Consider the following 20,070-nt stretch of genomic DNA (forward strand, 5'->3'; position numbering starts at 1 on the left):
TCCGGGTCGGGGCCGGGCCCCGCGATCCCCGCCCTCGGCCGCGCCTGGCCCGTGGGCGCGCACCCCGCGGTCCTGCGGGGCTGGGAACCCCCGGCGACGCTCTACGGCCGCGGCCACCGCGGCGTGGACCTCGCGGCCCCGCCGGGAACCCCCGTACGCGCCGTGGCACCCGGCCGCATCTCCTACGCAGGGCGGGTGGCCGGCCGGGGCGTGGTCTCCCTGCAACTGTCCGGCACGGACCTGCGCACGACGTACGAACCCGTACGGGCGACGGTGACCAAGGGCGAGGAGGTGGACGCCGGGGACGTGCTCGGCACGGTGGAGCCGACGGGCTCGCACTGCACGACCTCTTGCCTGCACTGGGGCCTCCTGAGAGGCAGCACCTACCTGAATCCCCTGTCCCTGCTCCCACCGGACCTCTTGTCCCACGGCCCGTCCAGACTGCTGCCGGTGGTGGGGGTGCCGTTGCCTCGTGAGGTCACGTAGTTGAAGTTGGGGCGCACGGAGGTGAGGTGGCGCGGGCGGGCTGCTCAGCCCCGCACTCCCCGCAGGGCCATCCCCACGGCCGCCTCGGTGATCGCCGAAGGCTCCTCCGCCGCGCCCAGTTCGATCCGCCGCACGGCCGCGTCCACGATTCCCTGCAGCAGCATCGCGGCCAGCCGCGGCTCGGAGTGCCCCAGCTGTGCGAGGGCGTCGCCGATCATCGTCACGAGCCCCCCGTGCGCGGCCCGGATCTTCTCGCGGGCTCCCGCGTCCAGTTCGCTAGCGGAGATCGCCACGACGGCCCGGTGCCGCCGGTCCCCCACCAGCGCCAGTTGCCGGCGCACATACGCCTCGACCTTTGCCTCGGCCGTCTCCTCGCGCTCCATCGCCGCCGACACCTCCGCGGCCCACACGGGAAAGTCGACCTCGCACAGCTCCTCGACCACGGCCGCCCGGGACCGGAAGTACTCGTACACCGAGGACCGTGCGAGACCCGTCCGCTCGGCAAGGGCCGGAAAGGTCAGCGCCTCCGTCCCGCCCTCGGACAGCAACGACCGGGCCGCGTCCAGCAGGGCGGCTCGCTGCATCGACCGGTGCTCGGCCACGGAGGCCGCTCGAATCCTTGGCACGTCAACCACTCTACGGACGCACCACTCGCAGCGGGAGCGCTGCACCCCTCTCGGCGCCCGAAGCTCAGCGCCCGAAGCTCGCCAGCTTCGCCCTCAGCTGCAGCACCGACTTGGTGTGGATCTGGCTGACCCGGCTCTCGGTCACGCCCAGGACGTTGCCGATCTCGGCGAGCGTGAGCCCCTCGTAGTAGTACAGCGTGACGACGGTCTTCTCCCGGTCGGGCAGCGTGTTGATCGCCCGCGCCAGAAACCGCCTCAGTTCGCGGTCCTCCGCCACCTCCACGGGGTTGTCGGCGGCGGTGTCCTCCAGTGTGTCCATGAGGCTGAGCCGGTCCCCGCTCTCGCCCCCGACGTGCAGCAGCTCCTCCAGCGCGACCACGTTGGCCAGCGACAACTGGCTGAACACCGCGTGCAGGTCGTCGACCTGGATGCCCATCTCGGAGGCCACCTCGGTCTCCGAGGGTGTCCGCCTGAGCCGCGCCTCCAGCGTCGCGTACGCGCGCTCCACGTTCCGCGCCTTCTGCCGCACCGACCGCGGGATCCAGTCCAGCGCCCGCAGCTCGTCGATCATCGCGCCCCGGATCCGGGTGATCGCGTACGTCTCGAACTTGATCTCCCGGTCGATGTCGAACTTCTCGATCGCGTCGATCAGCCCGAACACCCCGGATGAGACGAAGTCGGCCTGCTCGACATTGGGCGGCAGCCCGACGCTCACCCGTCCCGCCACGTACTTGACCAGCGGCGAGTAGTGCAGGATCAGCTGCTCCCGCAGCCGCTCGTCCCCCGTGTCCTTGTACGACCGCCACAGCTCGTCGAGCGTCGAGGGTGCGGGCGGCCGCACGCTGCCACCTTCACGGGCGGCTGGGGGGACCGCCGCCCGGTCGGACCCGGAGGTGTGCTGGGGCATTCGTCGCCTTGTGCCGTTCTGCAGTGAAGTGGGGATGCCTGGGTGAGCTGTCGGTCTGATGTCGAGATGCCTGTCTGCGTCGGAATCCTCGTGAGCGTAGCGTGACTGGAGAGTCGCAGTGAGCGAAGAACGGCCCGCGATGCGTACGCAGATACGTTCCGCAATGCGCTCCACCGAGTCACGGCGGTCGCTCTGCGTGATGCCGGTCGTTCGCCAACTACGGGCATTTGCACAGGTCTCGGGCTTCCCCCGGACGGCCGAACACATACGGTCAGCGTCAGCGGCGACCCCCTCGGACGGAGATCATCGCCTGGCGCGTCAACTTCCAGCCGTCGCCGTGTCGTTCGACGTAACCAAGTGATCGGAGTTCGTACAGCCTCGCGATCGCGTCGTCCGGTGTGGTCTGCGCGTCCCGCGCGATCGCGCCGGGCCGCGCGGCGCCGCGGCCGGGCAGTGCGGCCAGCACCCGCCGGGCGCCGGGGTCCAGCAGATCTCTCGGCAGCACGGGCCCCCGCCGGTCCGGGGCCAGCTCTCCCATCTCGCCGACCAGTTCGACGACGTCCGCGGCGTCGGTGACCAGCTGGGCACCGTCCCGCAGCAGTTCGTGCACCCCGCCGGACAGACCGCTGGTGGCCGGACCGGGCACGCCCATGGTGTGGCGGCCCAGCCGCTGCGCGGCCCGCGCCGTGACCAGCGACCCGCTGCGATGGGCCGCCTCGACGACCACGGTGCCGCGGGTCAGGGCCGCGATCACGCGGTTGCGGACGATGAATCTGCTCGGCGTCGGATGATCACCGGGTGGCAACTCGCCCACGACGAGCCCCTGCTGCGCGATCCTGGTGATCAACTCGGTGTGCCCGCGCGGGTAGGGCCGGTCGACCCCGCAGGCGAGGACGGCCACGGTGGCGCCGCCGGCCCCGAGCGCGCCCCGGTGCGCCGCGCCGTCGACCCCGTAGGCGCCGCCCGAGACCACCACCCAGCCCTGCTCGGCGAGCTCCGCGCCGAGCAGCGCCGCCATGTGGGCGCCGTACTCGGTGCAGGCGCGGGCGCCGACGACGGCGACCGAGCGCAGCGCCCACATCCGCAGGCCGGCCCGTCCCCGCACCCACAGGCCGAGCGGCCGTGCGTCCCCGAGGTCGTCGAGCTGCCCCGGCCACTCGGCGTCCCCGGGCGTCACGAACCGCGCTCCGGCGTCGCGTGCCGCGGCGAGATCCCGCTCCGGCTCGGCCTGCCGCGCTCGGCTCAGCAGGCCTGCCCAGCGCTTGTCGGTCGCTCCGCCGAGCGGCGGTCCGCCCTCGCGCAGCCGCCGGACCAGCCCGCACGCTCCCAGCTCGCGCACCCAGCGCCCGCCGGTCTCGTCGCCCGGTTCGAGCACCCGGGCCAGGAAGATCCTGGCGAGCCGCTCGGCGTCGTCGCCGGCGCTCATGTCAGTGCCCCGATGGCCATCGGGACGCCGCGCGGGACGCCCGTGCGCAGCTGGAGGGCCAGAGCCACGTCCGTGGCGTCGGGGCGGTCGTGGCCGACGAGGTCCGCCACGGTCCAAGCGACGCGCAGGACCCGGTCGAGCCCGCGCGCGGTGAGCACTCCGCGCTCCAGGTTGCGCTCGGCGTCGTCCATGGCCCCCGGCCGTGCGTGCCAGCGGCCGCGCAGGTCACGTCCGGGGATCTCGCTGTTGGTCCGCCAGGGTGTGCCCGCCAGGCGTGCGGCCGCTCGCTCCCTGGCCGCCCTGACGCGGTCGGCGACCGTGGCGGTCGCCTCACCGCGGGCGCCGGGCTCGGCCAGCTGGGCCCGGGTGACCGGATCGACCTCGACGCGCAGGTCCACCCGGTCGAGCAGCGGGCCGGACAGCCGGGCCTGGTACCGGCGGATCGCGGACGGCGGGCAGTCACACAGCGAGTCACGCTGCGAGAAGCGCCCGCACGGGCACGGGTTGGCGGCGAGGACCATCAGGAATCTGGCGGGGAACCGCACCACCCCGGCACTGCGCGCGATCACCACATGCCCCGCCTCAAGGGGCTGCCGCAGAGCGTCGAGGGTCTGGCTGTGGAACTCCGGCGCCTCGTCGAGGAAGAGCACGCCCCGGTGGGCCAGCGACACCGCGCCGGGCCTCGCGATGCCCGGTCCGCCGCCGACGAGCGACTGCATGGTGGCCGAGTGGTGCGGGGCGCAGTAGGGCGGGACGTCGATCATGGGCTTGCCCGGCGGCAGCAGTCCGGCCACCGAGTGCACCGCCGTGACCTCCAGCGACTCCTCCCGCCCGAGCGGGGGCAGAACGGCGGGCAGTCGCTCCGCAAGCATGGTTTTTCCTGCTCCGGGAGGCCCTTCGAGGAAAAGATGGTGTCCGCCCGCGGCGGCCACCTCGACGGCCGTGCGGGCCGAGGTCTGGCCCACGACGTCGGCCAGGTCGTGATCGTGGTCGTGCTGCGCGGCGCCCAGGCTGTGCATGCCGGTGGCCGCTCCGGTGCCCGGCACGCGCAGCCCGGCCAGCAGCGGGTCGGGGCGGCCCAGCTCGTCCGGTTCCTCCTCGGGCACGGGTTCGTCCGCCAGAACGGCGATGAGCTGCCGCAGACTGCGGATTCCCAGCACCGACACACCGGGCACCAGCGAGGCCTCGGCGGCCGCGCACTCCGGCACGACCACCTGCTCGTAGCCGGCGTCGGCCGCGGCGAGCACCGCGGGCAGGATGCCGCGCACCGGGCGCACCCTGCCGTCCAGTCCGAGTTCGCCGATCATCACGATGTCGGCGAGCACCCGGGGGTCGATCCGCTCCGCGGCGCCGAGCACCGCGCAGGCCACCGCCAGGTCGAAGCCCGATCCGGCCTTGGGCACCGACGCGGGGCTCAGGCCCACCGTGAGCTTCTTCTGCGGCCACTCGCCGCCGGAGTTCACCACCGCCGCCCGCACCCGGTCGCGGCTCTCGGTGAGGCTCTTGTCCGGCAGCCCCACCAGGGTGAACGCGGCGATGCCGGGCTCCAGGTCGGCCTGGACCTCGACGACCACGCCCTCGACGCCCACCAGGGCCACGGAGCACGTACGCGCGAATCCCATCTCAGGCCACCCCCCGCGCGTGCTCGACCTCGGGGGCGCCGCGGTCGGGGAGCAGGATGCCGATCAGGTCGATGCGGCAGCCTCCCGGTGGGGCGCCGCCGTGCTCCTGGGCCCACCGCTCCGCGAGGCCGCGCAGACGGGCCGCCTTGACCGGGGTGACCGCGGCCATGGGGTCGTAGCAGCCCGCCCTGCGGGTCTTGACCTCGCAGACCACCAGGACGTCGCCGTCCCTGGCGACGATGTCGATCTCGCCGGTCCTGCCGGCGCGCCAGTTGCGCTCCAGGACCGTCATTCCGGCCTCGGTCAGCCGCCGCGCGGCCACGTCCTCGCCGTACCTGCCGAGAGCACTGCGTGCGTTCATGTCGGCACCACCTCCGGTGCCAACCGTCACGCATCCGGCCCGACCGAGTGGATCTTGGTGGACCGCTCACCGATTGTGGAAAAACCCGTCACTCACACGAGTGGGGATCCTGCGGATCAGCCGCTCGGCAGCTCCAGGTCGCTCTTGTTGAGCTCTTCGATGTTCACGTCCTTGAACGTGAGTACCCGCACCTGCTTGACGAACCGAGCCGGCCGGTACATGTCCCAGACCCAGGCGTCCGCCATGGAGACCTCGAAGAAGACCTCGCCCTGGACCGAGTGCACCTGCATCTCGTAGTCGTTGGTCAGGTAGAAGCGCCGCTCGGTTTCGATCACGTATTTGAACAGACCGACGACATCGCGGTACTCCCGGTAGAGCTTCAGCTCCATCTCGGTCTCGTACTTCTCGAGGTCCTCGGCGCTCATGGCAGCTTCCCCTTCAGCCGTGCGATCCCACCATTGTGCGCCAGTCCCGTCAGCCCCTAGACGATTTCCGCGTCAAGGGTCACGGGCCCGGCCGGGGGACCTTCGTCGAGCAGCCGGCGCAACAGCTCGGCGAGTCTGGTCGGATACACCGTCTCATGCGTCCGGGCCAGTTCCTGACAGGTCCACCAGCGCGCTCCGGCGACGCTGCGCCGCTCCAGCTCCGTCAGGCCCGTGCCCCTGGGCACCTCGCCGGACGAGTCCGCCGTACGGGCCAGGTAGTACCACTCGTCCTGGTCCCAGCGTCGGCCCGCGAAGGGGAAGGAGCACCTCCGCCGCCACAGCACCGGCCCGAGCTCCACGTCGGTGATGCCCGTCTCCTCGGAGAGTTCCCTCAGCGCGGCCTGTTCACGACTCTCCTCGCCCTCCAGTCCGCCGCCCGGTGTGAACCACCAGTCGTCGGCCGGATCGTCCGGCTCGTGGCCGTGCAGCAGGAGGATGCGGTCGTCGGGGTCGAGCAGGACCACCCGGGCCACCTTGCGCAGTCCGCGCGAGTACGGGTCCTCCCGGGCGCCGGCGGCCTCAGCGGGCACGCACCGGCTCCGTCCGCGCACGGGAGCGTCCCGTCCGCTTGGCGATCGGGCCGTACGCACCGCCGGCGAAGACGAGCACCGCACCGGCGATGATCATGGTGAGGATAATGCGCAGCGGCCCGGGCTGGGACAGCGCGCCGAGGGTCTCGAAGCCGGTGGGGCGCTCCAGCATGCCCTTCATGGGCCATACGACGGCGTCCACGCGGGCGGTCACGGCGGAGGCGGCGACGGTGCCCTGGGCCGCGTCGCTGAGGTGGGCGGAGGAGTCCAGGGAGCCCTCGCGCTCGTCACCGAGGAGGAACAGCCGGCCCTTGGGGACCTTCACCGAGGGGATCTTCTTGTCCTCCACGACGCTGCCCTTGAGGTAGGACTCGTCGATCTGCTTGCCGTTGACGGTCAGCTTGCCGTCCGTGCAGCAGGAGACGGTGTCGCCGCCGATCGCCACCACGCGCTTGACCACGGCCGACCCGGTCACCCACGTCTTGTCGTTGAAGACGACGACGTCGCCCCGGCGTATGTCTCCGGCGTCCACCCGCTGGGCCAGCACCCGGTCGCCGGCATCGATCGTCGGTGTCATCGATGTGGTCGGCACGGTGTACGGCCGGTAGATCACCGCTCCCCAGGCGAATCCTCCGAGGAACAGCACAACGCCCAGTGCGACCGCCAGCCCGGACAGTCGCTGTCCGGTCCTGGTGCCCACCGGGCTCGTGCTGGTGCCACCGCTGCGCGGGGCCGTACGCGTAGTGCTCTCGCCACCCATGGGTCCGCACCCTACCCGGCGGTACCTGACCCGGTCAGCCCCTCATGGGCGACCGGGGCACAGCTACACCAGGGCTTCACCAAGGCAGCGTCAGACGCCCTCGGCCGGGCCGCCCCGGCGGGTGTCGACCGGCGCGATCCTCCTGCGCCGCCACACCACCACCGGCACCGTGGCCGCGAGGGCGAGGGCGTTCGGCGCGGCCGTCATGGCGGCGGACGCCGAGGACTGCTTGTCCAGGCCGGGCTGGTCGAAGGTGTCCGGAACCGGCAGGGTGTCCCAGCGGGTGATCGGCCAGGCGATGACGATGGCACGTCCGACGACCTTGTTCACCGGGACCATGCCGTTGTGCTTGTCGCTCTGGTTGTAGCGCGAGTCGCGGGAGTTCTGGCGGTGGTCGCCCATGACCCAGATGTAGCCCTTGGGGACCTTGACCGTGAACTGGCCGCCCTGGTCGTCCACGCTGCACGGCGTGTTGCCGGCGAAGACGACCGAGGAGTCGTTCAGCGCCTTGCCGTTGACCGTCAGCGGGCCGGTGCCCTTGCAGGAGACGGTGTCGCCGCCGACGCCGATGACCCGCTTGATCAGGTCCTTCTCCTCGGCGGAGGGCATCAGGCCGATCCAGCTGAGGACCTTCTGCAGGGCGTTCGGGCTGGCCGTCGGCTCGCCCGCCAGCCAGTTGTCCGGGTCGTGGAAGACGACGACCTCGCCGCGCTCCGGCTCGGAGCCGAACCAGGGGGTGAGCTTGTCGACCAGGACCCGGTCGCCCTCCTGGAGGGTGTTCTGCATCGAGTCGGACGGGATGGAGAACGCCTGCACCAGGAACGTCTTGATCAGCAGCGCTAGCACGAGCGCGATGCCGATCAGGATGGGCAGCTCCTTCCAGAAGGAGCGCTGCTTCCCGGCCTTGGGGGGCGTGCCGCCCGCACCCTCCCGCTCCGCCCGGCCCCGACCGCCCGGCTCCGTGCCCTCGGTCGCCCCGGAGTCATTCCCGGAGGTCACGGCGCTGTCCGCGGCCGGGACGGCAGCGTCCACGGAGTTCCCGCGGTGCTCCTCGCCGTCGTGTCCGGACCGTGCGCCAACCGCCACATCCCCCACGCCAACTCCTTACTCTGTGCCGCCGCCTGCCCCATACACGGCGCAGGCCCACCACTCCCATAACGAGCGGGAGTTCCGCAGGGGTCGGGAGCTGGATCGTTCCGTTGAAATCGTCCGGAGCAACCCTATGCGACAGCTGGGGGGACGCGGTCGTCCCCGACACGGAGTTGGAAACGGAGGCGAAAGTTTTAGGTTCCTTCAAGGTGGTCCAGTGACCGAACGGCCACGCGATGACCATGGCCCGGCCCACGACCGAGTCCTCGGAGACCGTGCCGCCGTAGTCGGTGTTCTGGTGGGCCCTGGAGTCCGCGGAGTTGGCCCGGTGGTCGCCCATCACCCACAGTCGGCCCTTGGGGACGGTGATGTCGAACTTCTGTGTGGAGGGGGCGTTTCCCGGATACAGGTAGTCGGCCTCGGTCAGGGGGACGCCGTTGACGGTCATCCGCCCCTGGGCGTCGCAGCACTTGACGTGGTCACCGCCGACCCCGATGACCCGCTTGATCAGGTCCTTCTCGTTGGCGGAGGGCAGCAGGCCGATGAAGGTGAGGCCCTCCTTGACCTGCTTGACGACGATGGGGTCGTTCTTCTTCGTGGTGGGCTGCTCGTCCGCGAGCCAGCCGCCCGGGTCGTGGAAGACGACGACGTCCCCGCGCTTGGGTTCGGAGCCGAACCACGGGGTGAACTTGTCGACCAGGACGCGGTCGCCGATCCGGATCGTCTGCTCCATCGAACCGGACGGGATCACGAACGCCTGGACGAGGAACGTCTTCAGGACCAGGGCTATGAGGACCGCGACGCCGACCAGGAGCGGTATCTCCTTGACCGCGCTGCGCCTGCGCTTTCGTTTGACCTTGCGCTGCAGCTTGCGCCGCTCGGCGCGGGTGCGGCCGCCGCCCGCCGCGGGGCTGACGGTGCGGCGCGAGCCGGTGGGCAGGAGGTCGTCGGTGCCGTAGGGGTTGCTCGGTGTGCCGCGGGGTTTGCCACGGTTACCCATGGGCACCGCCGGCGGCGGGCACGCGCGCGTAGGCGCCGGGACGGTGCAGGCGGGTCCAGTGGGCGGTGGGCCAGACGATCCAGTCGGCGCGGCCGACGACGTCGGACACCGGGACCATGCCGCCGCCGGGTGAGCCCAGGTGGTCGCGGGAGTCGCTGGAGTCGCTGCGGTGGTCGCCGAGGACGAAGAGGGTCCCGTCGGGCACTACGGCCTTGAAGGGCACCGTGGACGGGCCGTCACCGGGATACAGGAACGTCGACTCGTCCACCGACCGGCCGTTCACCTCGATCCTCCCCTTCTTGTCGCAGCAGACCACGTGGTCTCCCCCCACACCCACGACACGCTTGATGTAGTCGCCCTTGCCGAAGTACCCGGTGCCGTCGAACACGACGACATCGCCGCGCCGCGGCTCGGCACCGAAACGGTACGCCAACTTATTTACGAGAACGCGGTCCCCGATCCTCAATCCGTTCTCCATGGATCCGCTGGGAATCTGGAACGGTTGCACCACGAAAGCGTTGAGAACCAGCAAAAACACCAGACAGACCAGCAGCGTCAGCGAGATCCGCCCGCCCGGCAGCCAGTCGGTGATCCGCGCCACCAACGCGAAACGCGACCGTTCCTCCGGTCCTCCCGTGTCCGAGGTCTCCTCGGACGGGGAAGGGCGGGAGGAGCGGTCGCGCTCCGTCTGCTGTGGTTCGGTGTCCATCGGGGCGGAATGTTATCCGGCCGCCCTGTGGACCCCGGCGCGAGCTCAGCTCTCGCGCTTCTCCTTGATCTTCGCAGCCTTGCCGCGCAGCTCGCGCAGGTAGTACAGCTTGGCGCGACGCACGTCACCGCGGGTGACGAGCTCGATCTTCTCCACGATCGGGGTGTGCACCGGGAAGGTGCGCTCGACGCCGACGGAGAAGGAGACCTTGCGGACCGTGAAGGTCTCGCGGACGCCGGCGCCCTGGCGGCGGATGACAACACCCTTGAACTGCTGCACACGGGAGCGGTTGCCCTCGATGACGCGCACGTGGACGTTGACGGTGTCGCCCGGGCGGAAGGCCGGGACGTCGCTGCGCAGCGACGCGGCGTCGACGGTGTCGAGCAGGTGAGACATTTCGTCTGCTTTCTTCGCCCATGCCACAGGTCATAGGCGGGAGCTAGGTTTCCAGGAGGATGCTGTCCGTGCCGGGGCGGGCGTCGTGTCCCCCTGTGGCAGGGGCGCACGCCGGACGACGCACAACAGCGGCCTATTCTTCCATGCCCTCGGTCCTGCGCCAAAATCGGCCGTACGGCTCTCCCTGCGGATCAGGGGCCCAGCCCAGGATGGAGAGCATCTCGCGGTCCTTCTTGTCGAAGGCCTTGGGGTCGCAGCGCTCGATGAGGTCGGGCCGGTTGGCCGTCGTACGCCTGAGGGCCTCGTCGCGGCGCCAGCGGGCGATCCTGCCGTGGTGGCCGCTGAGCAGCACGTCGGGGATGTCCCGGCCGCGCCACTCGGGGGGCTTGGTGTAGACGGGACCCTCCAGGAGGTTGGCCATGGCGCCGGGTGCGAAGGAGTCGTCGCGGTGGGACTCGGCGTTGCCCAGGACGCCGGGCAGCAGCCGGGCCACGGCCTCCGTGACGACCAGGACGGCCGCCTCGCCGCCGGCGAGGACGTAGTCGCCGATGGACACCTCGTACACGGGCATACGGGTCGCGTACTCGTCGATCACCCGCCGGTCGATGCCCTCGTAGCGCGCGGGCGTGAAGACCAGCCAGGGCCGCTCGGAGAGCTCCACGGCGAGCTCCTGGGTGAAGGGGCGGCCGCTGGGGGTGGGCACGATCAGCGCGGGGGCGTGGGAGCCGGTCTCGTAGCCGTCGGCGAGGACGCAGTCGAGCGCGTCGCCCCAGGGGCCGGTCTTCATGACCATGCCGGGGCCGCCGCCGTACGGGGTGTCGTCGACGGTGTTGTGGCGGTCGTACGTCCATGCGCGCAGGTCGTGCACGTGGACGTCGAGCTGTCCACGCGCGCGTGCCTTGCCGACGAGGGAGACGTTCAGCGGTTCGAGGTACTCGGGGAAGATCGTGACGACGTCGAGGCGCATCTCTTACGACTCTTCCCGCGACGAGGCGATCTCTGCCCTGTCGTCGATCAGGCCGGGCGGCGGGGTGATGACCGCCCGCTGCTCCTCCAGGTCGATCTCGGTGACGATCTCCTCGACGAAGGGGATCATCACCTCGCTCCCGTCGGGCCGCTCGACGATGAAGAGGTCCTGGGAGGGCAGGTGCGAGATCTCGGTGATGCGGCCGACCTCGACGCCGTCCGCGGTGACCACGTCCAGGTCCATCAGCTGGTGGTCGTAGTACTCGTCCTCCTCCTCGGGCAGCTCGTCCGGGTCGACCTCGGCGATCAGGACGATGTTGCGGAGGGCTTCGGCGGCGGTGCGGTCCCTGACGCCCTCGAAGCGCAGGAGGAGGCGGCCGCTGTGGACCCGGCCGGTCTCGATGGTGAGGGGTCCCGCGTCGGCGGGATCGGTGGTGAGCACGGCTCCGGGCGCGAGCCTGAGCTCCGGCTCGTCGGTGCGTACCTCGACGGTGACCTCGCCCTTGATGCCATGGGCACGGCCGATCCGCGCGACTACCAGCTGCACGTGTCCAGATCTCCTGTCATACGGCTCGGGCCGGGGACGGCCCAGTGGCCCTCCCCGGCCCGAGCCGGTGCTGTGTTCCTGCGTGTTGCGTCAGCGGACGTGGTCCACGTCGACGAGGTCGACGCGGACACCGCGGCCGCCGATGGCGCCCACGACGGTGCGCAGGGCGCGTGCGGTGCGGCCGTTGCGGCCGATCACCTTGCCGAGGTCGTCGGGGTGGACCCGGACCTCGAGCACACGCCCGCGACGCAGGTTGCGCGAGGCGACCTGCACATCGTCGGGGTTGTCGACGATGCCCTTCACGAGGTGCTCGAGAGCCTCCTCGAGCATGCTCAGGCCTCGGTCGACGCGGACTCGGCGGAAGCCTCGTCCTTCTTCTCAGCCTTCTTCTTCTGGGTGATGGCCTCACCCTTGCCCTCGTCGTCGCCGCCAAGGGCCTCGAACGACGGGCGCGCGGCCTTCTCGGCCGGCTGCAGCAGCGGTGCCGGGGCGGGCTCGCCCTTGTACTTCTGCCAGTCGCCGGTCTTCTTCAGGATGGCGAGCACGGGCTCGGTCGGCTGGGCGCCGACGGAGAGCCAGTACGCCACGCGGTCGGCGTCGACCTCGATGCGCGAGGGGTTCTGCACCGGGTGGTACAGGCCGATCTCCTCGATCGCACGGCCGTCACGGCGGGTGCGGGAGTCGGCGACGACGATGCGGTAGTGAGGCGAACGGATCTTGCCCAGACGCTTCAGCTTGATCTTGACTGCCACGGGAGTGGGTTCTCCTGGATTGACGTGGTTGGGCACGGCGAGACGGCCGCGTGGGGTTGCGGTACCCGAGTGCCCGATGGACGCGTCAGCCGGAGGAGAGAGGGGTCCTGTGCGGCTGTCGAGTACAGCTAGCCATTGTGCCACACCCCGAGGGGCGCTTTTGGCGGCGGGTGTGCGCGGGCGCCCGGGCATGCCTCAGGGGCACCCGGCTCTGCGGGTGCCCCGAGGCCGGTCGCACAGCCCACCGCGGACTGTGCGACTGTCACAGCACCGACAGCCACGAGATGCCGGTACCTCGTACGGCCGCTACGCCGCTCCCATGACCTCCGGAATCCGGAACGGCTTCCCGCAGCCGCCGCAGACGATCGGGGCCTGGGCCAGGACGGACGGGACCACGCGTACGTTGCGGCCGCAGTCGCAGACCGCCTTGACGCGCACTCCGCCGCCGGACGAGCCGTGCCGGGCCGCCGGGCCCCGGAAGCTCTTCGGGGTGTCGGCGGAGGTGGCCGCCGTGTGCGCCTTCAGGGCGCGCTGCAGCCGCTCCATCGTCGGGCGGTACCGGCGCCTGGCCTCGGGGTTGAGCGTGACCAGCGAGAAGCCGCTGCTGGGGTGCGGCTCCTCGGGGTGGTCCAGGCCCAGCTCCTCGGCGATGGCGAGGAATCTGCGGTTGTGGTAGCGGCCGGCGCGGGACGTGTCGCGCACGCCGCGCGAGGCGGCGATGCCATGGACTGCCTCATGGAGCAGTCGCTCGAAGGAGAGCTCGTGACCGCAGGCGGACGAGGACTCTCCGATCAGGGACTCGGGCGCGGCCAGATCGGGCAGCTCGGGGTGGTACCGCTGAATGTCGGCCCACGCCTGCGCCAGCTCTGCGGCCAGAACAGGTGGTGTCTGTGTCGTGCTCACGTAATGACAACGAGCGGGGGTGCCGCTGTGTTCCTATTCCGGGGCATCCCAAATAATTTGCACGTACCCGTCAGTTGCCGCTGATGCGTCCGGACGAGGGCGGGTGCGCTGATCTGCGGAGAAACCTCACAGCTCATACCAAGGCGGTACGTAGTCCGCCCTACGACCCGGCGCGTAGACGATGTCCACGGGCCGGTGCGGCTGTGATCCGCCGATGCGCAAGGGGCGTTTCGGCCGCTCTCGCGGCGGAGGGCTCCCTCTCACTGAGCGCCGTCGACGTCCGCGACGTTACCGGGCGCCCGTCCGCGCCCCGGCACCGGCCCGGTGATCGTAGTGGCCCAGGTTGCCGTCATGTGAAATCTCGCCACTTCCGGGGCGAACCCTCAAGCAGGGCCCCGCCGGCACTGGACGCGCGGTCGAGTGCGGAGTTACCTGGCATACGGGGACAGTGCGAGCGCACGTCACGGGGGCCATGCAATCGGGCACAGCGGCAACTCTCGGCGGATTGGGGCGCTTTACATGACACCTACGCTCGTGCGACGGCACCTCCCTCACGAGGACGAGACACCCCGTGTGGATCTGTGTGCACGCGCGCGTGACTGGTCGGAGATCCAGGAGCGGATGCTGGTCCCGCTCTACGAGACCGTCTACGAGCGACTGGAGGTGGGCCCCGGCACCCGGCTGCTGGGTCTCGGCTGCGGCAGCGGCCTCGCCCTCGTGATGGCGGCGTCCAGAGGCGCCACGGTCACCGGTGTCGACCACTCCTCCCCCGAACGGCTCACCCTCGCGCGGGAGCGGCTGCTTCCGGACGCGTGGGGTGCACGCGCGCGTGCGGGCGCTCGGCTCGTCGAGGGTTCACCCGCGGACGCAGGGGCCGCGAGCGGCGCGGAGACGCCCGCGTACACCCTGGTGACCGCTTTCGAGCCCATCGGGTGTCTGGCGGGCGACTCGGAGGGGCTCGGCGGGCTGCTGCGGGCAGCGACGCCGCTCGCCGAGCGCGGGGCGCCCGTGGTGCTGGCCGGCTGGGGTCCGCCGGAACGCTGCACCACGTCGTCCGTGCTGCGGGTGGCCACCAGGCTGGCGGATCCGCTGCGCAGCGCGGGCAGTTGGCGCCCCGCCCTTCGCGACGACCTGGAGGAGGTGGCCGAGCGGGCCGGGCTCAGGCCCGACGGCTCGGGGCGGGTCGCGTGTCCCTTCGGGTACGCCGACACGGACAGCGCCGTCCGGGGTCTGCTGTCCACCGGCCTCTTCGACGCGGCGGTCGCCGCGACGGACCAGGCTCAGGTGGACAAGGAGCTGTCCGAGGCGCTGCATCCGTATGCGCGGCGCGACGGCACGGTGTGGATGCCCAATGTGTTCCGCTACCTCATCGCGCGCGTGCCGTAGCGCGTGCCCTAGGGCGTGCCGTAGGGCGGCGGTCAGGCCTCCTCCTTGCTCAGCCGCGTGATCCCGGCGATCCGGTAGGCGTCCGCCTCCTCCAGGGTCTCGTTCGCCAGCAGCGCCTCGGCGAGCGCGTTCAACCGGGAACGGTGGTCCCGCAGTTTGCGGCAGGCCTCCTCGTAGCACTCGTCGACGATCCGGCGCATCTCGCCGTCGATCACGTCGAGGGTCTGCGGGGCGGCCGCGAGGCCGTACGCCTGCTGGGCGTCGCCGGGCAGCGCGGAGAGCCGGCCGACGCGCTCGCTCATGCCCCACCGGGCGACCATGCCGCGCGCGATGTTCGTGACCTGCTCCAGGTCGTTCTCGGAGCCGGTCGTGACGACGCCGTAGACGACCTGTTCGGCGGCCATGCCGCCGAGGGCGCCGATGATGCGGCCGCGCAGGTACTCCTCGGTGTAGGCGTATTTGTCGGACTCCGGTGTCGAGAGCGTGACGCCGAGGGCGCGGCCGCGCGGGACGATGGTGATCTTGCGGACGGGGTCGGCGCCGGGCTGGAGCATGCCGAGCAGGGCGTGGCCGCTCTCGTGGTAGGCGGTGCGCCGGCGCTCCTCCTCGGGCATCACCAGCGGCCGCTCCGCGCCCAGTTGGACCTTTTCCAGGGCCTCCGAGAGGTCGCCCTGGGTCACCCGCTCCTGCTTGCGCTTGACGGCGAGCAGGGCGGCCTCGTTGGCGAGGTTGGCGAGTTCCGCACCGGTCATGCCCGGGGTCGTACGGGCGACCTGGCCGAGGTCGACGCCCCGGTCGAGCGGGATCTCGCGGGTGTGGATCTCCAGGATGGCCTTCCGGCCGCCGCGGTCCGGGGGCGAGACCTGGACGACGCGGTCGAAGCGGCCGGGGCGGGTCAGGGCCGGGTCCAGGACGTCGGCGCGGTTGGTGGCCGCGATGACGATGACGCCCTCGGAACCGGAGAAGCCGTCCATCTCGGTGAGGATCTGGTTCAGCGTCTGTTCGCGCTCGTCGTGGCCGCCCACGCCGGAGCCGGCGCCGCGGGCCCGCCCGATGGTGTCGATCTCGTCGATGAAGATGATGGACGGCGCGACCTTGCGGGCCTCGGCGAACAGCTCGCGTACGCGTGAGGCGCCGACGCCGACGATCATCTCGATGAACTCGGAGGCGGACGCGGAGAAGAACGGCACGCCCGCCTCACCGGCGACGGCACGCGCGAGCAGGGTCTTGCCGGTGCCCGGCGGGCCGGTGAGCAGCACACCGCGGGGCATCTTGGCGCCCATCCGGCGGTAGGCGTCGGGGTTCTTCAGGAAGTCGACGACGTCGTTGAGCTCGCCCTCGACCTCGTCGATGCCGGCCACGTCCTCGAAGGTGGTGCGCTCCTGCCCGGGCTCCAGCTCGACCGGCTTGGGCGGCGCCTTGCGGCCGAGCATCCCGCCCGCCCCGCCGAGCCCGGCGCTCATCCGCCGGGCGACGAGGACCCACACCGCGATCAGCAGCAGCATCGGTGCCAGGGAGATGAGGAGATTGGCCAGAAAGCTACGGTGCTGGACGACCGGCTCCGCCGTGACCGTGACGTCGTGCTTGGTCAGGTTTTCCCACAGCTGGTCGTCCGCGAAGGACGGGCGCTGGGTCTTGAACTTGGTGTATTTGCCGTCGCCCTCGGGGTTGTCGCGCCCCTTCTTGAGCTGGCCCTGGATCGCGTCGCCCTTGGCGTAGATCTTCTTGACGTTGCCCGCGTCGACCTGCTTGCTGAACTCGGTGTACGAGATCGTCGGCTCGTCGCCCTCGTTGAAGAACGACAGGATCAGGTTCGCGATCAGGTACACGACCAGCGCGGTCAGGATCAGGCTCCACCAGCCGCCGCGCATCTTCCGCCCGCCCGGCGACGGCTTCTGCGGCTCCTCGGGGGTGCCTTCCGTGCGCCAGGGCTGGTCGGGCGACTTGCGCGGCGGTGCGGGGTTGGTCATATCGGGACGTTACGACAACGACCAACCCCCGGCACGCGCAGCGGGTGCGCCCGGCTCCCGGGGCGTCAGCCCATGAACTTCTTGAACTCGTCCGGCAGCTCGAAGTCCTGCGGAGGCTGCTGGCCCGGCACGCCGAACGCGTTGCCGCCCTGGGCGGCGGCGGCCCTGCGCTCTGCCTCCTCCTGCTCCTGCTGCTTGCGCTTCATGGGGTTGCCGGAACGCTGCTTGCCCTTGGCCTTCTTGGGCTGCTTCTTGGTCCGGCCGGGACCACCGCCCATGCCCGGAACGCCGGGCATCCCCGGCATGCCGCCGCCCTGCGCCATGCGGGACATCATCTTGCGGGCCTCGAAGAACCGCTCGACCAGGTTCTTCACGGCGCTGACCTCGACACCGGAACCCTTGGCGATACGGGCGCGGCGCGAGCCGTTGATGATCGTCGGCTCCTGGCGCTCGCCCGGGGTCATCGACTTGATGATCGCGGCAGTGCGGTCGACGTCCCGCTCGTCCAGGTTGTTGATCTGGTCCTTGATCTGGCCCATGCCGGGCAGCATCCCGAGCAGCTTCGAGATGGAGCCCATCTTCCTGACCTGCTCCATCTGGGCCAGGAAGTCGTCCAGGGTGAAGTCCTGGCCCTTCTTCGACGCCAGCTTGGAGGCCATCTTCTGGGCCTCTTCCTGGCTGAACGTCTTCTCCGCCTGCTCGATCAGGGTGAGCAGGTCACCCATGTCGAGGATGCGGGAGGCCATCCGGTCGGGGTGGAAGGCGTCGAAGTCGTCGAGCTTCTCGCCGTTCGAGGCGAACATGATCGGCTTGCCGGTGACCTGGCGGATCGACAGGGCGGCACCACCGCGGGCGTCACCGTCGAGCTTGGACAGGACCACGCCGTCGAAGCCGACGCCGTCACGGAAGGCCTCGGCCGTGGTGACCGCGTCCTGACCGATCATCGCGTCGACGACGAACAGGATCTCGTCCGGGCTGACCGCGTCGCGGATGTCCGCGGCCTGCTGCATCAGCTCCTGGTCGATGCCGAGGCGGCCGGCGGTGTCCACGATCACGATGTCGTGGACCTTGGACTTCGCGAAGTCGATGGAGTCCTTGGCGACCTTGACCGGATCGCCCACGCCGTTGCCCGGCTCGGGCGCGTAGACCGCGACGCCGGCGCGGTCGGCGACCACGCTCAGCTGGTTCACGGCGTTCGGACGCTGGAGGTCGGCGGCGACGAGCAGCGGCGAGTGGCCCTGCTCCTTGAGCCAGTGGCCGAGCTTGCCCGCGAGGGTGGTCTTACCGGCACCCTGCAGACCCGCCAGCATGATCACGGTCGGCGGCTGCTTGGCGAAGCGCAGGCGCCGGGTCTCGCCGCCGAGGATCGTGACGAGTTCCTCGTTGACGATCTTCAGCACCTGCTGGGCGGGGTTCAGCGCGCGGGAGACCTCGGCGCCGAGGGCACGCTCCTTGACGTTCTTGATGAACGACCGGACGACGGGCAGGGCCACGTCCGCCTCGAGGAGGGCGATACGGATCTCGCGCGCGGTGGCGTCGATGTCCGCCTCGGAGAGCCGTCCCTTGCCGCGCAGGTTCTTGAAAGTCGCTGAGAGGCGATCGGAGAGAGTATCGAACACGGCGGCGTCGGTCCTCGGAGTCGGTGTCAGTGTGAGCGTCTTCCAGGGTATCGGGCCGCGCAAGACAATCGCCCCGCCCGGCCCTCTTCCAGGTCACGCCCGCAACATCTCCTCCAGTTTCCGCGCCACCGACGCCGCCTCCTCGCCGGGCAGCGGCGCGCCCTCGGGGCCGGTCACGTAGAAGGCGTCGACGGCGTTGGCGCCCAGGGTGGAGACATGGGCGCTGCGGACCAGCACCTGGGCGTCCTCCAGGGCGCGGCCGATGCGGAACAGCAGGCCCGGCGCGTCCTGGGCGCGTACCTCGATCACCGTGGCCAGCCGGGAGGCGGCCGGGGCGACGGTCACCCGGGGCGGCGGGGCCACGACGCCCCGGCGGCGCGGGTAGGCGGCGTCGCGCTCGGCGAGGCGGCCCGCGATGTCCAGGGAGCCGTCGAGGGCGCGGACCAGGTCGGCGCGCAGCCGGGTGGCCTGCGGCAGGGAGCCGTACTCGGCGGCGACCCGCCAGTTCAGCAGCAGGACCGCGCCCTCGACGCCGTCCGGCAGGTCCTGGGCGCGCAGCTCGGCGGTGCGCACGGTCAGCCGGTGCATGGCGAGCACGCCGGCCACGGCGGGCAGCACTCCCGGCTGGTCCGGTACGGCGATCAGGAGCTCGACGCCGAGCGGCTCCGGGTCGCCGGGCGGCTGCTCCTGCGCAGGCGGCTCGGTCTGTGCCCGCAGGGCGAGCACGGGGCTGCCGGTGGCGACCGCCTCGATGGCGAGCCGTTCCTGCTCGGCGGTCGGCGCGGCGGACTCGGGCTCGTCGGGGACGTCCCCGGCCAGTACCGCGGAGACCCGCTTGACCAGGTCGGCGACGAGGGAGCCGCGCCAGGACGACCAGGCGGCCGGGCCGGTGGCCAGCGCGTCGGCCTCGGTCAGGGCGTGCAGCAGCTCCAGCGTGGACTGGCTGCCGACGGCCTCGGCCACCGAGCGGACGGTGGCCGGGTCTTCCAGGTCGCGCCGGGTGGCCGTGTCCACGAGGAGCAGGTGGTGGCGTACGAGAGCGGCGATCACGGCCACGTCGTCGCGGTCGAAGCCGATGCGGGTCGCCACGTCCCTGGCGATGGTCTCGCCGGCCACCGAGTGGTCGCCGGGCCAGCCCTTGCCGATGTCGTGCAGCAGCGCGGCGACCAGCAGGAGGTCGGGGCGGTGGACGCGGCGGGTGAACCCGGCGGCGCGCACGGCGGTCTCGATCAGATGCCGGTCGACGGTCCAGATGTGCACGGCGTTGCGCTGCGGGCGGCAACGCACCCGCTCCCAGTCCGGAAGCAGCCGGGTGATCAGCCCTTCCGCCTCCAGCGCCTCCCAGACGTCGACGGTCGAGCGGCCCGAGCCGAGCAGCGTCACGAGCTGTTCGCGGGCCTCGGCGGGCCAGGGCGTGGGCAGCGGGCGCACGGTCGTCGCCAGGCGCCGTACGGCGTGCAGGGAGAGCGGGAGGCCGGCCTGTGCGGCGGCGGCCGCGGCGCGCAGCGGCAGCACGGGGTCGCGCTCGGG

The 20,070-nt window shown here is 71.3% G+C and carries 22 protein-coding genes; 2 read left to right on the forward strand and 20 right to left on the reverse strand.

What is annotated here, in order from left to right; genetic code table 11:
• The first annotated feature begins 24 nt into the window (after positions 1-24).
• Positions 25-486 carry a murein hydrolase activator EnvC family protein gene (locus JYK17_RS38020; RefSeq protein WP_222812182.1) on the forward strand — a complete coding sequence of 154 codons (462 nt, stop codon included), beginning with the start codon at positions 25-27 and terminating at the stop codon, positions 484-486.
• Between the two features lie 44 nt (positions 487-530).
• Here JYK17_RS38020 and JYK17_RS38025 read toward each other — a convergent pair whose 3' ends face one another.
• From JYK17_RS38025 to JYK17_RS38105, 17 genes are all read right to left on the reverse strand, one after another.
• Positions 531-1,088, reverse strand: coding sequence for a TetR/AcrR family transcriptional regulator (locus JYK17_RS38025; protein WP_108015385.1), 558 nt, complete (start codon positions 1,086-1,088; stop codon positions 531-533).
• An 88-nt stretch (positions 1,089-1,176) separates the two neighbouring features.
• Positions 1,177-2,019, reverse strand: a complete 843-nt coding sequence (gene whiG, locus JYK17_RS38030) for an RNA polymerase sigma factor WhiG (protein WP_108015384.1) — start codon at positions 2,017-2,019, stop codon at positions 1,177-1,179.
• 277 nt (positions 2,020-2,296) lie between these two features.
• Positions 2,297-3,445, reverse strand: coding sequence for a DNA-processing protein DprA (gene dprA / locus JYK17_RS38035; protein WP_108015383.1), 1,149 nt, complete (start codon positions 3,443-3,445; stop codon positions 2,297-2,299).
• Positions 3,442-5,067 carry a YifB family Mg chelatase-like AAA ATPase gene (locus JYK17_RS38040; protein ID WP_108015382.1) on the reverse strand — a complete coding sequence of 542 codons (1,626 nt, stop codon included), beginning with the start codon at positions 5,065-5,067 and terminating at the stop codon, positions 3,442-3,444. The genes dprA and JYK17_RS38040 overlap by 4 nt, the downstream gene beginning before the upstream one ends.
• 1 nt (position 5,068) lies before the next feature.
• On the reverse strand, positions 5,069-5,458 hold the full coding sequence (locus tag JYK17_RS38045) for a YraN family protein (RefSeq protein WP_108015381.1): 390 nt from the start codon (positions 5,456-5,458) through the stop codon (positions 5,069-5,071).
• Positions 5,459-5,544: 86 nt separating this feature from the next.
• Positions 5,545-5,853, reverse strand: coding sequence for a DUF2469 domain-containing protein (locus JYK17_RS38050; protein ID WP_003993268.1), 309 nt, complete (start codon positions 5,851-5,853; stop codon positions 5,545-5,547).
• Between the two features lie 56 nt (positions 5,854-5,909).
• Positions 5,910-6,443 (reverse strand): NUDIX hydrolase, encoded by a 534-nt coding sequence (locus JYK17_RS38055; RefSeq protein WP_108015380.1) that lies wholly within the window; start codon positions 6,441-6,443, stop codon positions 5,910-5,912.
• The gene (gene lepB / locus JYK17_RS38060) at positions 6,433-7,203 is read right to left on the reverse strand and encodes a signal peptidase I (RefSeq protein ID WP_222812176.1); all 771 of its coding nucleotides are present in this window, start codon (positions 7,201-7,203) and stop codon (positions 6,433-6,435) included. The genes JYK17_RS38055 and lepB (JYK17_RS38060) overlap by 11 nt, the downstream gene beginning before the upstream one ends.
• Before the next feature lie 90 nt (positions 7,204-7,293).
• Positions 7,294-8,298, reverse strand: coding sequence for a signal peptidase I (lepB, locus tag JYK17_RS38065; protein ID WP_108015378.1), 1,005 nt, complete (start codon positions 8,296-8,298; stop codon positions 7,294-7,296).
• The gene (lepB, locus tag JYK17_RS38070) at positions 8,186-9,292 is read right to left on the reverse strand and encodes a signal peptidase I (protein WP_222812177.1); all 1,107 of its coding nucleotides are present in this window, start codon (positions 9,290-9,292) and stop codon (positions 8,186-8,188) included. The genes lepB (JYK17_RS38065) and lepB (JYK17_RS38070) overlap by 113 nt, the downstream gene beginning before the upstream one ends.
• Positions 9,285-10,001: a signal peptidase I gene (gene lepB / locus JYK17_RS38075; RefSeq protein ID WP_222812178.1), complete on the reverse strand. Its 717-nt coding sequence runs from the start codon at positions 9,999-10,001 to the stop codon at positions 9,285-9,287. Before lepB (JYK17_RS38075) ends, lepB (JYK17_RS38070) begins: the two co-directional genes overlap by 8 nt.
• A 45-nt stretch (positions 10,002-10,046) precedes the next feature.
• The gene (rplS, locus tag JYK17_RS38080; protein ID WP_108015375.1) at positions 10,047-10,397 is read right to left on the reverse strand and encodes a 50S ribosomal protein L19; all 351 of its coding nucleotides are present in this window, start codon (positions 10,395-10,397) and stop codon (positions 10,047-10,049) included.
• A 133-nt stretch (positions 10,398-10,530) separates the two neighbouring features.
• Positions 10,531-11,364, reverse strand: coding sequence for a tRNA (guanosine(37)-N1)-methyltransferase TrmD (gene trmD / locus JYK17_RS38085; protein WP_222812179.1), 834 nt, complete (start codon positions 11,362-11,364; stop codon positions 10,531-10,533).
• A 3-nt stretch (positions 11,365-11,367) separates the two neighbouring features.
• Positions 11,368-11,910, reverse strand: coding sequence for a ribosome maturation factor RimM (rimM, locus tag JYK17_RS38090; protein ID WP_108015373.1), 543 nt, complete (start codon positions 11,908-11,910; stop codon positions 11,368-11,370).
• A 90-nt stretch (positions 11,911-12,000) separates the two neighbouring features.
• A complete protein-coding gene (locus JYK17_RS38095; protein WP_003973401.1) occupies positions 12,001-12,240 on the reverse strand; it encodes an RNA-binding protein in 240 nt (79 codons plus the stop codon).
• A 2-nt stretch (positions 12,241-12,242) separates the two neighbouring features.
• A complete protein-coding gene (gene rpsP / locus JYK17_RS38100; RefSeq protein ID WP_108015372.1) occupies positions 12,243-12,662 on the reverse strand; it encodes a 30S ribosomal protein S16 in 420 nt (139 codons plus the stop codon).
• Positions 12,663-12,968: 306 nt separating this feature from the next.
• Positions 12,969-13,565 carry a hypothetical protein gene (locus JYK17_RS38105; RefSeq protein WP_108015371.1) on the reverse strand — a complete coding sequence of 199 codons (597 nt, stop codon included), beginning with the start codon at positions 13,563-13,565 and terminating at the stop codon, positions 12,969-12,971.
• 519 nt (positions 13,566-14,084) lie between these two features.
• On the opposite strand from JYK17_RS38105, the gene JYK17_RS38110 reads away from it, so the two are divergent.
• Positions 14,085-14,951 (forward strand): type 1 periplasmic-binding domain-containing protein, encoded by an 867-nt coding sequence (locus tag JYK17_RS38110; protein ID WP_108015370.1) that lies wholly within the window; start codon positions 14,085-14,087, stop codon positions 14,949-14,951.
• Between the two features lie 32 nt (positions 14,952-14,983).
• Here JYK17_RS38110 and ftsH read toward each other — a convergent pair whose 3' ends face one another.
• The 3 genes from ftsH to JYK17_RS38125 form a co-directional block, all read right to left on the reverse strand.
• Positions 14,984-16,921 (reverse strand): ATP-dependent zinc metalloprotease FtsH, encoded by a 1,938-nt coding sequence (gene ftsH, locus JYK17_RS38115; protein ID WP_108015369.1) that lies wholly within the window; start codon positions 16,919-16,921, stop codon positions 14,984-14,986.
• A 65-nt stretch (positions 16,922-16,986) separates the two neighbouring features.
• A complete protein-coding gene (gene ffh / locus JYK17_RS38120; protein ID WP_222812180.1) occupies positions 16,987-18,540 on the reverse strand; it encodes a signal recognition particle protein in 1,554 nt (517 codons plus the stop codon).
• A gap of 93 nt (positions 18,541-18,633) precedes the next feature.
• Positions 18,634-20,070: ACT domain-containing protein (locus JYK17_RS38125; protein ID WP_222812181.1), on the reverse strand; the 1,437-nt coding region annotated here is incomplete at its 5' end.

Source organism: Streptomyces plumbidurans (assembly GCF_019857225.1).
GTDB classification, from domain to species: domain Bacteria; phylum Actinomycetota; class Actinomycetes; order Streptomycetales; family Streptomycetaceae; genus Streptomyces; species Streptomyces plumbidurans.